Below are 13,802 nucleotides of genomic sequence, written 5' to 3'. Positions count from 1 at the left end.
AGCCCTCATGTACAGACCACAGCATGACACGCGCCATGCCACTGCCACCATGGAGGCCGCCGTGCCCGCCGAGCCGCCCGAGGAACCGCCCGCCGAGCCCGGCACCGGAGCCGTCGGCGCGCCGCGCTCCCGGCGCCGGCTGCGCCGCCTCGCGCAGCTCTACGTCGGGCTGCTGCTGTACGGGGTCAGCTCCGCGCTGCTGGTCGAGGCGGGGCTCGGGCTCGAACCCTGGGGCGTGCTGCACCAGGGCCTCTCGCGGCTGACGGGGGTCTCGATCGGCGCGGTGAGCATCGTGGTGGGCGCGGTCGTGCTGCTGCTGTGGCTGCCGCTGCGGGAGCGGCCCGGGCTCGGCACGGCGTCCAATGTGATCGTGGTCGGGGTGGCGATCGACGCGGTGCTCTCCGTCGTGCCCGCGGTCCACCAGCTCGCGGTGCGGGTCCCGCTGATGGCGGCGGCGATCCTGCTGAACGGCGTGGCCACCGGCCTGTACGTCGCCGCGGACTTCGGCGCCGGGCCGCGCGACGGCCTGATGACGGGCCTGCACCGGCGCACCGGGCGCTCGATCGGGCTGGCCCGCACCGGTGTCGAGGTGGCGGTGGTGGTCACAGGGTTCGCGTGCGGCGGCACCGTGGGCGTCGGCACGGCGCTCTACGCGCTGGCGATAGGGCCGCTCTCCCAGGTCTTCCTGCGGGTGTTCGCCGTGCGCCCCGCACCCCCCGGCCGCCCGGCGGTGGCCGGGGGGCCACCCTGACGCGCCATACTGCGCGCGTGAGCATGCAGACGCGCCACCCCTACCTCGACCATCCGGGCCCCCTCGCCTTCGCGCACCGCGGGGGCGCGGCCGACGGCCTGGAGAACACCGTGGAGGCGTTCCGCCGGGCGGCGGACGCGGGCTACCGCTATATGGAGACCGACGTGCACGCCACCGCCGACGGGGTGCTCGCGGCGCTCCACGACGCCACGCTCGACCGGGTCACGGACGGCACGGGCCGGATAGCGGAGCTGCCGTGGCGGGCGGTGGCGGGGGCCCGGGTGGGCGGCAAGGAGCCGGTGCCCCGCTTCGAGGAGCTGCTTGAGGAGTTCCCCGGCATCCGCTGGAACGTGGACATGAAGGCCGAGTCCGCGCTGCGGCCCCTGCTCGACCTGCTGGAGCGCGCCTCGGCGTGGGACCGGGTCTGCGTCGGCTCGTTCTCCGAGGCGCGGGTGGCGCGCGCCCAGCGGCTGGCCGGACCCCGGCTCGCGACGTCCTTCGGCACCCGGGGCGTGCTCGGGCTGCGGCTGCGCTCGTACGGCGTGCCCGCGGCGGTGCGGCGCTCCGCGGTGTGCGCGCAGGTGCCAGTGCGGCAGTCGGGGCTGCCGGTCGCGGACCGGCTCTTCGTGCGGGCCGCCCACGCGCGCGGGCTCCAGGTCCATGTGTGGACCGTCGACGACCCGGCGGAGATGCACCGGCTCCTCGACCTCGGGGTGGATGGCATCATGACCGACCGCACGGACACGCTGCGCACGGTGCTGCGGGAACGGGGCGCCTGGGTGTGAGGCGCGCACGCGCGCGGGCCTGGGGCACGGCCCCCGCGGGAGGCCGAGGGGCGTAACGCGCGCGTGGGGCGCGCCGGGACACGACGGGATACCCCGGGGAGCGAGGGCACGGGTGGGGAGCGAGACGGCGCGGGCCATCGCGCGGGACGACGACGGCGGCGCGGCGGCGGACCGCAGGCGGCAGCAGCAGGGCTGGTACTTCTACGACTGGGCGAACTCGGTCTACGCGACCAGCGTGCTGACGGTGTTCCTCGGCCCCTACCTGACCGACGTGGCGAAGGAGGCGGCGGACACGCACGGCCGGGTGCACCCGCTGGGCATCCCGGTCAGCTCGGGGTCGTACTTCGCCTACTGCGTGTCGGCGTCGATCGTGGTGTCGGTGCTGCTGATGCCCGCGGCAGGCGCGGCGGCCGACCGGTCGGGGCACAAGAAGCGGCTGATGGGCGTGGCCGCGTACACCGGGGCACTGGCCACCACGGCGATGCTCTTCCTCGGCGGTGACCGCTATCTGCTGGGCGGTGCGCTGCTGATCGTGGCGAACGCGGGCACCGCGGTGTCGTCGGCGCTGTACAACTCCTATCTGCCGCAGATCTCCACGCCGGAGGAGCGGGACGCGGTGTCCTCGCGCGGCTGGGCGTACGGGTACGCGGCGGGCGCGCTGGTGCTCGTGCTCAACCTGGTGCTGTTCCTCGCGCACGACAGCTTCGGCGTGTCCGAGGGCACCGCGGTGCGGATCTGCCTGTGCTCGGCGGGCCTGTGGTGGGGCGGCTTCACGCTGATACCGCTGCGCAGGCTGCGGGACCGCGGCCCCGCGGACGCGGAGCCCGGCGCCGTGGCGGCGGCACCCGCGCAGGGCTGGCGGCAGTTGGCCGCGACGGTGCGCGACATGCGCCGCAGGCCGCTCACGCTGGCGTTTCTGCTGGCGTACCTGGTCTACAACGACGGCATCCAGACCGTGGTCTCGCAGGCGTCCGTGTACGGCTCCGAGGAGTTGGGCCTCGGGCAGTCGACGCTGATCGCGGCGGTGCTGATGGTGCAGGTGCTCGCGCTGGCCGGGGCGCTGTGGATGGGCAGGCTCGCGCGTACGTACGGGGCGCAGCGCACCGTGCTCGGCTCGCTCGCGGCGTGGACGCTGATCCTGGCCGCCGGGTACTTCATCCCGGCGAGGGCGCCGGTGTGGTTCTTCGCGCTCGCCGCCGCGATCGGCGTGGTCCTCGGCGGCTCGCAGGCGCTCTCCCGCTCGCTCTTCTCCCATCTGGTGCCCCGGGGCAAAGAGGCGGAGTACTTCGCGGCATACGAGATGAGCGACCGGGGCATGTCTTGGCTGGGCCCCCTGCTCTTCGGCCTCACGTACCAGCTCACCGGGAGCTACCGGTCCGCGATCATCTCGCTTGTCGTGTTCTTCGTGGTCGGGTTCGGGCTGCTCGCCCGGGTCCCCGTGCGGCGCGCGGCACGGGGCGCGGGAAACGCGCCGCCCGAGCGGATTTAACACCGGCGGCCGGGGGCGGTAGTGTACGCGTTTGGCCTGCCAGGCGTACCGTTACTGCACGTCAATGTGAGCGAAACACTCGGTGACACTCCCTGTCAGATGTGACAAACCGGGCGTCGGCGGGTACGGAATGGTTGGCAAGGCTGCGGCTACGACGGCGACGCATGACCCTGAGCGGGAATCTTTACCGCCGACCGGACGTTGACCGGATGACGACGACAGCGACACCTGTCCTGTGGGCGACAAGCCCGGGAGGCACGATTCATGAGTGAGCGAGCTCTTCGCGGCACGCGCCTCGTGGTGACCAGCTACGAGACGGACCGCGGCATCGACTTGGCTCCGCGCCAGGCCGTGGAGTACGCATGCGAGAAGGGGCACCGTTTCGAGATGCCCTTCTCCGTCGAGGCGGAGATCCCGCCGGAGTGGGAGTGCAAGGTCTGCGGGGCCCAGGCACTCCTCGTGGACGGCGAGGGACCCGAGGAGAAGAAGGCGAAGCCCGCGCGCACGCACTGGGACATGCTGATGGAGCGGCGCACGCGCGAGGAGCTGGAAGAGGTCCTTGAGGAGCGGCTGGCGGTTCTCAGGTCCGGGGCGATGAACATCGCGGTTCATCCCCGGGACAGCCGCAAGTCCGCCTGACACCCGTCCCCCTCGCGGGGGCGGGCCGGTAAGCGATTCAGCCGCGGGCGGTGATCTGAACGGTCACCGTCGGCGGCTGTTCTGCGTTCCGGGCCGCTCCCCCGCCCTCACCGCCCCGTCCCCGGCCGCGACCAGGCACACTGGACGCATGAGCTTCGGCACACCGACCCCGTCACCGACCCGGACCCCGCCGCGGCGCTCGCGCGCGCGGCGCCTCGTGCCCGTCGGCATCGCCGTCTGGCTGATCCTGGAGATCTGGCTGCTGACCCTGATCGGCTCGGCCGCGGGCGGCTTCGCGGTGTTCCTGCTGCTGGTCGCCGGGGTCGTACTGGGGGCGGTGGTGATGAAGGGCGCGGGCCGCCGTGCCTTCCGCAACCTCACCCGTACCGTCCAGGCCCAGCAGCGCGGCGAGATGCCGCCCGACGAGGGCCGCTCCGAGGGCAACGGGCTGCTGATGCTGGCCGGGCTGCTGCTGATGATCCCGGGCCCGATCGGCGACGGCGCGGGGCTGCTGCTCCTGCTGCCGCCGCTGCGCAGGTCCCTCGCCTCGGCGATCCAGGGCTCGGTCGAGCGCCGGGTGCGCGCCGCGTACCCGGGCGGCCCGGCGGGCGGCCCGTTCGGCCCCGGCCGGGGCCGCGGCGGGTCGGGGGACGGCAAGGTGGTCCAGGGCGAGGTCGTCCACGACGACTCGCCGCCCGAGGACCGTGACCCCCGCGACGACGGCCCCCGCCCCCCGCTGACCGGCTGAGCGGCCCGGCGGGGGTGCCGTGCCTCAGCGGCGCTTCCTGCCGCCCGTGATGTTCCCCGCGACCCGGCCGAGGCGCTCGCCCACGCCCCAGGCGGTGACGCGCCACAGAGCCTCGGCGACGATCGCCCGGTTCATCTTGGAGTCGCCGCGCTCACGGTCGGCGAATGTGATCGGCACCTCGACGACGTGGTAGCCCGCCTTCACCGCGCGGCGCGCCAGGTCGACCTGGAAGCAGTAGCCCTGGGAGGCCACGTCGCCGAGGCCGAGGCCCTCCAGGGTCTCGCGGCGGAAGGCGCGGTAGCCGCCGGTGACGTCTCTGATGGGCACGTCGAGCAGGACCCGGGAGTAGATGCTGCCGCCGCGTGAGATCAGCTCGCGGTGCTTGGGCCAGTTCACGGCGCGCCCGCCCGGCACCCAGCGGGAGCCGAGCACCAGGTCGGCCCCGGCGAGCGCGGTCAGCAGCCGGGGCAGTTCCTCGGGGCGGTGCGAGCCGTCCGCGTCCATCTCGATCAGCACGCCGTAGCCGTGTTCGAGGCCCCAGGCGAAGCCCGCGAGATAGGCCGCGCCCAGGCCGTCCTTGGCCTCGCGGTGCAGCACGTGGACCTGGTCGTCGGCGGCGGCCAGCTTGTCGGCGATCTTGCCGGTGCCGTCGGGGCTGTTGTCGTCGGCGACCAGCACATGGGCCTCCGGCACGCTCGCGCGCACCCGACCCACGATGGCCTCGATGTTCTCCGCCTCGTCGTAGGTCGGGATGATCACCAGGGCGGTGCCGAGCGGGCCGAAGCTCCTGTCGCCCGCGCCCGTTGCCGAGGTGCCGTCACCGTCGTTCATGCTGCCCCTTCATGTCGAACACAGGGGACCACCTTAATGTCCCGGCGGGGGGCCAACGCGCCGGTGGGGCCGCCCGGTACGAGAGGCTCCGCCGTAGGGGGCCCCGCCCCTCCGGACCACCGGAACGGGGAGCGTCGGCAGCGGGCGTGGGCACGGCCCCGACGACGGGGCGGGAGGCAGGGGCCGCTGCGGATGGGCCCGGCCGCTCTTCGGGCCGACCTGGGGTCCGCTGGCTGCGGATCGACCGAGAGCCGTTGTCTACTGAGCGTCCGGGCCGCACCCGGGTCACACCCGCCGACCGGACGGAACGCTCCCTCGCCCCCGTGACGCGGGCGGTGGGCCTGGCTCCCAGCGGTGGTGCGCCGGTGCGGCACACCGCCCCTGACCCAGCGGCGTCGTACGACTGCGTGGAGCTTCCCCGGTCGGGCGTCCAGCGGTGGACCCGGCCGAAACTACCCGGCGACGGCCGCAGGCTGTCAACACCCCTTCCCACCCGGGCGTTTTCCCCGTACACGGAAACTCGCCGGGGATTACACGGGTCGTACGGGAGCACACCGCACCGTGGGCGCCGGGAGCGTGACCCGCACATCACTCGTCCGGGCGCACATGGACGGGGCGCCCGCCGACCACGGTCCGCAGACAGACGGGAAGCGGGTCGTCGGCGCCGAGCGGGGGCAGCCCCGGGGTGCCGGAGCGGGGGTCGGTGGACCAGCGCGCCACCCGGTCGTCCGGGGCCTGGACGACGAGGCCGCCGACGCGCCAGACGGCGTAGTCGGCGGGCGCGCCGGGCGCGAGGACGCCGCCGTCGTCGCGGCCGACCGCCCGCCAGCCGCCCCTGGTGTGGGCGGTGAACGCGGCCCGTACGGACACCCGGTGGCGCGCGGTGCGGTGCAGGGCTGCGGCCCTGACGGTGCCCCAGGGGTCGAGCGGGGTGACGGGGCTGTCGGAGCCGAAGGCCAGGGGGACCCCAGCGCGCAGCAGCGCCGCGTAGGGGTTGAGGGTACGGGCGCGGTCCGCGCCGAGGCGGGCCGCGTACATGCCGTCGCCGCCGCCCCAGAGGGCGTCGAAGGCGGGCTGCACGGAGGCGGTCAGGCCCAGGTCGGCGAAGGCGGCGACGGTCTCGGGGGTCAGCATCTCGGCGTGTTCCACGCGGTGGCGCGCGGCGCGCACCCGCTCGGCGCCGAGCCGCCCCGCGGCGGCCCGCACCCCGTCGGTCACGGCCCGTACGGCGGCGTCGCCGATGGCGTGGAAGCCCGCCTGCAGCCCGGCCTCGGTGCAGGCGGCGACATGAGCGGCGACGGCGTCGGCGTCCAGGTAGCCGACGCCGGTGTGGGGCGCGTCCGCGTAGGGCTCGTCGAGGCGGGCGGTGTGGGAGCCGAGCGCGCCGTCCACGAACAGGTCGCCCGCGGCGCCGACCGCGCCGAGGTCCCGCACCCGCAGGGCGTCCTTGGCGCCGGTGACGGGGACGCCCCAGTAGCCGGTGACCCGGGGCCCGGGCTCCGCCGCGGCGAGGGCGAGCAGCGCCACCAGGTCGTCCTCGCCGCTGATCTCGGGGCCCGCGCACTCGTGGACGGAGCCGATGCCGAGCGCCGCGGCCCTGCGCAGCGCGGCCCGCTGGGCGTCGGCGCGCTGGGCGGGCGTGACGGCGTCGAAGGCGGCGGCGCGCACCGCGTGGTGGGCGTCCCGGGTGAGCGGCCCGCCGGGGTCGTAGCCGAGGCGGTCCTCGATCCCGGGCACCAGGTCGAGCAGGGCGGTGCTCACGGCCGCGGAGTGCACGTCGATCCTGGAGAGGTAGACGGGCCGGTGGCCGGTGGCCGCGTCGAGTTCCGCGCGGGTCGGCGGGGCGGGTTCCGGCCAGCGGGCGGCGTCCCAGCCGTGGCCGAGCAGGACCCGGTCCCGGGGGCGGGCCGCGGCGTGGGCGCGGACGCGGGCGAGCGCCTCCGTGCGGTCCGCGGCGTCACTGAGGTCGAGTCCCGTCAGGGCGAGTCCGGTGGCGGTGGTGTGCACATGGGCGTCGGTGAACGCGGGGGTGACCAGGGCCCCTTCGAGGTCGACGACCTCGTCCGCGTGGTCGGCGAGGGCGTCCGCCGCCCCCTCGGACCCGACCCAGGCGATCCGGCCGCCCGTGGTGGCGAGCGCGGTGGCGAAGGGGTCGGCGGGGCTGTGTACGACGCCCCCGCGCAGTAGCACGGTACGGCCGTCGGCGGGCGGGACCGGCGGCTCGGGCGGGGCCGCATGGGCCGGCGGTCCTGGCCGGTTCGAGGGGGTCGGCGAGTGCGGCGGGTTCGACGGGTTCGGCGCGTTCACGGCCCAAGTCTGTCGTCACGGCCCGGCGGAGCGGGCACAGGGCCACGCACCGGCCGTGTCGTCACAGGCGGGGCGGCCGGGCCTCGTAGGGCGTGGAGAGGACGACGGTGGTACGGGTCGAGACCCCGGCCAGGGTACGGACGCGGGCGAGCAGGTTCTCCAGCTCGTGCGGGGTGGCGACCCTGACCTTGAGGATGTAGTTCTCGTCGCCCGCGACGCTGTGGCACGCCTCGATCTCCTGGACGCCCGCGAGGCGTTCGGCGATGTCGTCGGGCGCGGAGGGGTCGAAGGGCTTGACGGAGATGAAGGCCGTCAGCGGGAGCCCCACGGACTCGGCGTCGACGACCGCCGCGTAGCCGCGGATCACGCCGCGCTGCTCCAGCCGGCGCACCCGCTGGTGCACGGCCGACGTGGAGAGGCCGGTGGCCTTGCCCAGGTCGGTGTAGCTCATCCGCCCGTCCGCGACGAGCAGCTCCACGATGCGTCGGTCCAGCTCCTCCATGGCGCAAGAACCTACAGGGCAGCGCTGCCGCCGGACAGTCGGACGGGGACGGGCGGGTGCGTGCGACGGGCGGCGGTGCGGGGCGGCAGCGGCGGTGCGGGGCGGTGGCGCGGAGGGCCCGCGCATGGATATGTGATGAACGCCACATCAATGCAGCGACGTGCCCTGGGGCGTCGCGATTACCGCGGGGGGCGGACGGGAAATGCTTGCCTTGGTCGAGGCCGAGTGCCTTGTCGGCCCATTCGAGGGGGAGATCCTTTCATGCAGAATCCCAAGCGCGCCGGTCGTTCCTCGGGACGCAGGCAGCGTTCCGCCGTGGCCGTCGCGCCGCAGGAGTTCGAGGCTCTGGAGCTGGTGTCCGCGGCGGAGGCCGCGGGCGTCGGCGACTTCGAGGAGGACGCCTACCGCGTGGTCTGCCCGGACTGCGCCCGCCCGATCGCGCTCCACTCCGACGACGACGTACTCCCCCGGCACGGGATGTGCCCCACCCCCTGGGACCCGTTCGGCCTCCAGCTCTGCCCCGGCACGGGCCGCAGGGCCGCCGACGCCGCGTACACCGACGCCGCTCCCGGCGGTGTGGAGCAGGAGAGCGCCCAGTTGCTGACGCTCCCGCAGGGGCTCGACTGGCGCACCCAGCCGTTCTCCCACGCGGGCGGCCACCGCGCGCGGCCCCGCGTCGCCTGACGCCGCGCCAGATCCACCCGGCATCCACCCGGCGCCCGCGCCGTACGGCGCCTGACGCCGCGTCACCCGGTTCCGCCGGGAGCGCGCCCGGCGCCGTCCGGCTCCCCGCCCCGTCCCGCACGGTCGGCGTCCCGCGCCCCGGTCCCGTACGGGCCGGCGCGCCACCGCCCGCGTCACCCGTACGGACGCGTCCGCCACGCCCCGGACGTGCGGGAACCCATCAGGTGCCGCCCCGGGGGTGACCGGAGCGGGCCGTGTCGCGTTGAGGGGGTATGACCGCCCCCACCCAGCCAACGGCCGTACGCCGTCGGAGGCTTCTGGTCCCGGTGTCCGCAGAATCGGTTCCCCGGCCGCCCGCGCCACGGGACCCGCCGATCTACCACGCGCTGCTGCGGGCCTGGTCGCAGCGCGGCCGGACGCTGCCGGGGCGCCCGGACCCGGAGTGGGTGCGGCTCGCGGCGCCCCCGGCGCGCTGGCGGCTCGTCAGTGAACCGCGGGAGCCCGGCCCGCCTCGGGCCCCAGCAGATGACGGGCGATGACAACCCGCTGGATCTGGTTGGTGCCCTCGACGATCTGGAGCACCTTGGCCTCGCGCATATACCGCTCGACGGGGAAGTCCGCGGTGTAGCCGTAGCCGCCGAAGACCTGGACGGCGTCGGTGGTGACCCGCATCGCGGTGTCGGTGCAGTGCAGCTTGGCCATGGCGGCCTGGCGGGAGAACGGCAGGCCCGCGTCGCGCAGCCGGGCGGCCGCCAGGTACAGGGCGCGGCCCGCCTCGATGCCGGTGGCCATGTCGGCGAGGAGGAAGCGCAGCCCCTGGAAGTCGCCGATCGGCTTGCCGAACTGCTGTCGCTCGCCGACCCAGGCGAGGGCGGCGTCGAGGGCGGCCTGCGCGACGCCGACCGCGCAGGCGGCGATGCCGAGACGGCCGGAGTCGAGCGCGGACAGCGCGATCGGGAAGCCCTGCCCCTCGTCGCCGACCCGGCGCGCGTCGGCCACCCGGACCGCGTCGAAGTGGAGTTGGGCGGTGGGTGAGCCGCCCAGGCCCATCTTCTTCTCGGGCGGCGCCGCGCTCAGCCCCTGGGCGCCCGCGGGCACCAGGAACGCGGTCACGCCGTGCGCGCCCTCGCCGCCCGTACGGGCGAGGACGGTGTGGAAGTCGGCGATGCCGCCGTGGGTGATCCACGCCTTGGTGCCGTCGAGCACCCAGCCGTCGCCGTCCCTGACGGCCCTGGTGTGCAGGGAGGCGGCGTCGGACCCGGAGGCGGGCTCCGAGAGGCAGTAGGCGCCGAGCAGGCCGCCGCCGAGCATCGCGGGCAGGTGTTCCGCGCGCTGCTCCTTGGTGCCGAAGCGGGCCAGGGCGTGACAGGCGAGGGAGTGGACGCTCACGCCGAGCCCGACGGTGAGCCGGGCCGCCGCCAGTTCCTCAAGGACCTGGAGGTAGACCTCGTAGGGCTGGTCGCCGCCGCCGTACTCGGCGTCGTAGGGGAGGCCGAGGAGGCCGGACTCGGAGAGCAGGGTGAAGACCTCGCGGGGGAAGCGGCCCGCGGCCTCGTCCTCCCCCGCGCTCGGGGCGATCTCGCGGCGGGCGATGTCCCGTACGAGCGCGAGGAGGTCCCTCGCCTCGCTCGTGGGCAGTTGGCGCTCCACCGGATGCGGCGCGTGGTCTGACATGGCGGCGATCTCCTCCCTGTCGGGCACTGCGGCGCCCGCGCGGGTACGGCGGCGACGCCACGACCGGGGCGGCCCCCGGCGCTGCTGCTTGTCCACCGATCGTCCCGGTCCCGGATCGCGGGCATGGGGATCAACGGCGGTGGCGCGTTGAGTATGCCCGATCGGAGGCAGGCCGTCACTTGTCCGACCGTGCCCCGTGAACGGCCCTCAGGGCCCGGGGAACAGGCGTCCGGATTGGTACACACCATTGACTGACTGGTCTAGTCCTCCTACTGTTCCCCCACGGCGCGCCGGCGGGCCCCGCCCCCGGGCGCCGGGGGTTTTCCGCACGTCTTCATCCGCTCCCCTCCCCCACGAGGAGGCACGATGCTCAGACAGAACCACTCCCCCAGACGCCTCAGAGCCCTCTTGTCCGCGGTGTGCTGCGCCGTGCTCGGCGCCGGACTGCTCGCGGGCGCGAGCGGCGCGAGCGCGTCGGTGTCGGCGCCCCCGTCGGGCACCGAACGGGCGGCGGGCTCGCGCGTCGTCGGCTACTTCACCGAATGGGGCGTCTACGACCGCAACTACCACGTCAAGAACGTGGAGACCTCGGGCTCCGCCGACAAGCTCACCCACATCAACTACGCCTTCGGCAACGTCACGGGCGGCAAGTGCGCCATGGGCGACTCCTACGCGGACACCGACAAGGCGTACACCGCGGACCAGGCGGTGGACGGCGTCGCCGACACCTGGGACCAGCCGCTGCGCGGCAACTTCAACCAGCTACGCAAGCTCAAGGAGCTGCACCCCGGGCTGAAGATCCTCTGGTCGTTCGGCGGCTGGACCTGGTCGGGCGGCTTCGGACAGGCGGCGCAGGACCCGCAGGGCTTCGCCCAGTCCTGCTACGACCTGGTCGAGGACTCCCGCTGGGCCGACGTCTTCGACGGGATCGACATCGACTGGGAGTACCCCGGCTCCTGCGGGCTCTCCTGTGACACCAGCGACCCGGCCGCGTACAAGAACCTGATGGGGGCGCTGCGCGACAAGTTCGGCGGCGATCTCGTCACCTCCGCCATCGCGGCCGACGCCACCGACGGCGGCAAGCTGGACACCGCGGACTACGCGGGCGCGGCCCAGTACGTCGACTGGTACAACCCGATGACCTACGACTACTTCGGCGCCTGGGACGCGCAGGGACCCACCGCCCCGCACTCCCCACTGACCTCGTACGACGGCATCCCGATCGAGGGCTACAGCACCGACGCGACCATCGCCAAGCTCAAGGGCATGGGCGTGCCCGCGGACAAGCTGCTGCTGGGCATCGGCTTCTACGGGCGCGGCTGGACCGGCGTCACCCAGGACGCGCCGGGCGGGACCGCCACCGGGCCTGCGCAGGGCACGTACGAGCAGGGCATCGACGACTACAAGGTGCTCAAGGACCGCTGCCCGGCCACCGGCACGGTCGCGGGCACCGCGTACGCGCACTGCGGCAACGAGTGGTGGAGCTACGACACGCCCGAGACCATCGCGGGCAAGATGGACTACAAGGACCAGCAGGGCCTCGGAGGCACGTTCCTCTGGGAGTTGAGCGGCGACACCCAGAACGGGGAGCTGATCGACGCGGTCAGGTGAGACCCGGGAGCCGCGCCCCGGGCGCGGCGAGGGGGCCCGTCCGGCGGTGTGCCGGGCGGGCCCCCTCGCGCGCGGGCCCCGTGGCGCCGCCGGACTCCGTCAGACGACGCCGACCGCGCGCAGCGCGGCGCGCTGCTCCTCGGTGGGCTCGACGGGGAAGTACAGGTAGCAGACGCCGCCGGTGCCGCTCACGACGTTGCCGTCGGCGTCGTGGCGCTGGGTGCGCAGCCAGATGTTCTCCCACGACCTGCGGTCGTAGACATGGCGCACCGCGTCGTCGTCGGAGGACGCCGGGTCGTTGGCGATCACATCGCCCTCCGCGGTGAAGCCGATCACCGTCATCAGGTGCCCCGAGGTGCCGTAGCCCGCGCCCGGCAGCTCCTCCTTGAGGAAGGACTGCGAGGTGATCACCGGGATGCCCGCGCCGACGAGCCGCTCCGCGTCGTTCAGCGAGCCGAGCCGGGTGACCACGCCCTGGAGGCCCTGGTACGTGGCCGCGTAGGCGGCGTTGAAGGGCCAGTTGCCGCAGCCCTCGTACTGGTAGTCGTAGGTGTAGCGGGCGGCGTGGCAGACGGAGGGATCGGCGTACGAGGGGTCGACCCAGGAGAGCTGCTCCGCGCTCGGGCCCCGGCCCCAGTACTCGATGATCATCTCGGAGGACGTGGGGCTGCACCACGCCTCGCCGCCGCCGTCGTACTCCGGGTACTGGCCGGAGTGCACGTCCTGGGAGTAGCGCGGCACGTCCAGCTCGCGGGCGAGCCCCGGGGTGGACGCGGGCACCTCGAAGCGGGCCGGGACGTCCGAGCCCATGGCGCCGGCCCGCCACACGGTGGGCGAGGCGCCGCCGCCGGGCTTGCGGTAGAGGGTCAGGCGCAGCCGGTACGCGGCGAGGCGCAGCCCGGAGTCCGCATCGTCGATGGAGAAGGTGTCCGTGGAGACGCTGCTGCGGTCGTCGCTCTGGTCGTCGACGGAGGTGCGGCGGATGTCCCCGTCGCCCGCGGCCCAGCGGCCCATCACGTACCAGGGGGTGGCGGTGCCGTCCGAGTAGGTGCCGCCCAGCTCGATCTGCACCCAGGTGCCGGCCGGGGTGTCGGCGTTCCAGGACGCGATGGCCTCGGTGGCGGGCACCGTGAGGCGGTGCTCCGGAGAGGCCCAGGTCGCGTACTCCCAGGTGGCGGTGGTGCCGGTGTGCGGGTCGGTGTAGTCGGTGCTGCCGACGGGGGCGGCGATCGTCACACCGGGGCGTGCGCCCGCGGTGACCCGGGTGCCGTCGCCGGTTCCCGCGCGCCAGTCGGACGCGGTGCTCCAGCCGTGGTAGTCGACGAGCGCGGCGCGCGCCCCCGGCCGCCCAGGGCGGCCGTGGCCCGGGTGGCGGCCCCGGCTCGCCGCGGACGCGGGCGAGGCGCCTGCCGCCGCGGCGGCGACGGTCGCGGCCGCGGCGGCGAGGACGGTTCTGCGTGAGGTGTCGGCGGCTTTGCTCATGGGCGGGGAACCCCCAAGGTTCTTCGGTCTCGGGCGGATCGGGTGGCAGAGCCCACTATGGGGGGCGGGGGCGGGTCCGTACCAGATTTCCGGCAGGGCCACGCCGCTCAATATTGGCGTAGACCAGTGGCGCGACCATGCGTTTTGACGGGCGAGGCGCCGGGGCCCGCGGGCCCGGCCCCCCCCGCCGCCCCGGCCCCCCCCCCCCCCGGGGGGGGGGGGGGGCCCCCGGGCCCCCGGGGGGGGGGACTAGCCCCGCGGCCCCCCACCCGGGGTGCCCTGCGCCCCCGCCCCGTCGT

Annotated in this window: 12 protein-coding genes; 7 read left to right on the top strand and 5 right to left on the bottom strand. The window is 74.7% G+C overall.

Annotated features, from left to right (window positions below):
• The first annotated feature begins 7 nt into the window (after positions 1 to 7).
• The 5 genes from ACIBIW_RS30115 (at position 8) to fxsA (ending at position 4,412) form a co-directional block, all read left to right on the top strand.
• Positions 8 to 751, top strand: a complete 744-nt coding sequence (locus tag ACIBIW_RS30115) for a YitT family protein (RefSeq protein ID WP_399340532.1) — start codon at positions 8 to 10, stop codon at positions 749 to 751.
• A gap of 23 nt (positions 752 to 774) precedes the next feature.
• Complete coding sequence (locus ACIBIW_RS30110; RefSeq protein WP_399340618.1) at positions 775 to 1,536, top strand: glycerophosphodiester phosphodiesterase; 762 nt, start codon at positions 775 to 777, stop codon at positions 1,534 to 1,536.
• 112 nt (positions 1,537 to 1,648) lie between these two features.
• Positions 1,649 to 3,025: an MFS transporter gene (locus tag ACIBIW_RS30105; RefSeq protein WP_399340529.1), complete on the top strand. Its 1,377-nt coding sequence runs from the start codon at positions 1,649 to 1,651 to the stop codon at positions 3,023 to 3,025.
• Positions 3,026 to 3,289: 264 nt separating this feature from the next.
• Entirely contained in the window at positions 3,290 to 3,664 is a 375-nt protein-coding gene (locus tag ACIBIW_RS30100) for an RNA polymerase-binding protein RbpA (RefSeq protein WP_099500427.1), read from the top strand.
• Between the two features lie 148 nt (positions 3,665 to 3,812).
• Positions 3,813 to 4,412, top strand: coding sequence for an FxsA family membrane protein (gene fxsA / locus ACIBIW_RS30095; RefSeq protein WP_399340527.1), 600 nt, complete (start codon positions 3,813 to 3,815; stop codon positions 4,410 to 4,412).
• A gap of 24 nt (positions 4,413 to 4,436) precedes the next feature.
• Here fxsA and ACIBIW_RS30090 read toward each other — a convergent pair whose 3' ends face one another.
• From ACIBIW_RS30090 to ACIBIW_RS30080, 3 genes are all read right to left on the bottom strand, one after another.
• On the bottom strand, positions 4,437 to 5,243 hold the full coding sequence (locus ACIBIW_RS30090) for a polyprenol monophosphomannose synthase (protein WP_399340525.1): 807 nt from the start codon (positions 5,241 to 5,243) through the stop codon (positions 4,437 to 4,439).
• A 588-nt stretch (positions 5,244 to 5,831) separates the two neighbouring features.
• Positions 5,832 to 7,433 carry an amidohydrolase gene (locus ACIBIW_RS30085; RefSeq protein ID WP_399340616.1) on the bottom strand — a complete coding sequence of 534 codons (1,602 nt, stop codon included), beginning with the start codon at positions 7,431 to 7,433 and terminating at the stop codon, positions 5,832 to 5,834.
• A 178-nt stretch (positions 7,434 to 7,611) separates the two neighbouring features.
• Positions 7,612 to 8,052, bottom strand: coding sequence for an Lrp/AsnC family transcriptional regulator (locus ACIBIW_RS30080; RefSeq protein ID WP_399340524.1), 441 nt, complete (start codon positions 8,050 to 8,052; stop codon positions 7,612 to 7,614).
• A 261-nt stretch (positions 8,053 to 8,313) separates the two neighbouring features.
• Between ACIBIW_RS30080 and ACIBIW_RS30075 the strand changes: the two genes are divergently transcribed.
• Complete coding sequence (locus ACIBIW_RS30075) at positions 8,314 to 8,736, top strand: hypothetical protein (RefSeq protein WP_399340523.1); 423 nt, start codon at positions 8,314 to 8,316, stop codon at positions 8,734 to 8,736.
• A gap of 483 nt (positions 8,737 to 9,219) precedes the next feature.
• Here ACIBIW_RS30075 and ACIBIW_RS30070 read toward each other — a convergent pair whose 3' ends face one another.
• Positions 9,220 to 10,410: an acyl-CoA dehydrogenase family protein gene (locus ACIBIW_RS30070; protein WP_399340521.1), complete on the bottom strand. Its 1,191-nt coding sequence runs from the start codon at positions 10,408 to 10,410 to the stop codon at positions 9,220 to 9,222.
• Between the two features lie 366 nt (positions 10,411 to 10,776).
• Here ACIBIW_RS30070 and ACIBIW_RS30065 point away from each other — a divergent pair, with 366 nt between their 5' ends.
• Complete coding sequence (locus ACIBIW_RS30065; RefSeq protein ID WP_399340519.1) at positions 10,777 to 12,021, top strand: glycoside hydrolase family 18 protein; 1,245 nt, start codon at positions 10,777 to 10,779, stop codon at positions 12,019 to 12,021.
• A gap of 99 nt (positions 12,022 to 12,120) precedes the next feature.
• Here the strand turns inward: ACIBIW_RS30065 and ACIBIW_RS30060 are convergent, their stop codons facing one another.
• The gene (locus ACIBIW_RS30060) at positions 12,121 to 13,503 is read right to left on the bottom strand and encodes a peptidase C39 family protein (RefSeq protein WP_399340518.1); all 1,383 of its coding nucleotides are present in this window, start codon (positions 13,501 to 13,503) and stop codon (positions 12,121 to 12,123) included.
• Positions 13,504 to 13,802: the final 299 nt, after the last annotated feature.

The organism is Streptomyces sp. NPDC050560 (assembly GCF_044457285.1).
Classification (GTDB): domain Bacteria; phylum Actinomycetota; class Actinomycetes; order Streptomycetales; family Streptomycetaceae; genus Streptomyces.
Note: the sequence above shows the minus strand (reverse complement) of the source record. Positions and strands in the feature narration are given on the sequence as shown.

Excerpts from the sequence above, each read along its gene's own strand:
- ACIBIW_RS30075 (WP_399340523.1), top strand. The coding sequence starts at position 8,314 with ATGCAGAATCCCAAGCGCGCCGGTCGTTCCTCGGGACGCAGGCAGCGT.
- ACIBIW_RS30110 (WP_399340618.1), top strand. The coding sequence starts at position 775 with ATGCAGACGCGCCACCCCTACCTCGACCATCCGGGCCCCCTCGCCTTC.
- ACIBIW_RS30080 (WP_399340524.1), bottom strand. The coding sequence starts at position 8,052 with ATGGAGGAGCTGGACCGACGCATCGTGGAGCTGCTCGTCGCGGACGGG.
- ACIBIW_RS30065 (WP_399340519.1), top strand. The coding sequence starts at position 10,777 with ATGCTCAGACAGAACCACTCCCCCAGACGCCTCAGAGCCCTCTTGTCC.
- ACIBIW_RS30060 (WP_399340518.1), bottom strand. The coding sequence starts at position 13,503 with ATGAGCAAAGCCGCCGACACCTCACGCAGAACCGTCCTCGCCGCCGCG.
- ACIBIW_RS30115 (WP_399340532.1), top strand. The coding sequence starts at position 8 with ATGTACAGACCACAGCATGACACGCGCCATGCCACTGCCACCATGGAG.
- fxsA (WP_399340527.1), top strand. The coding sequence starts at position 3,813 with ATGAGCTTCGGCACACCGACCCCGTCACCGACCCGGACCCCGCCGCGG.
- ACIBIW_RS30090 (WP_399340525.1), bottom strand. The coding sequence starts at position 5,243 with ATGAACGACGGTGACGGCACCTCGGCAACGGGCGCGGGCGACAGGAGC.
- ACIBIW_RS30100 (WP_099500427.1), top strand. The coding sequence starts at position 3,290 with ATGAGTGAGCGAGCTCTTCGCGGCACGCGCCTCGTGGTGACCAGCTAC.
- ACIBIW_RS30070 (WP_399340521.1), bottom strand. The coding sequence starts at position 10,410 with ATGTCAGACCACGCGCCGCATCCGGTGGAGCGCCAACTGCCCACGAGC.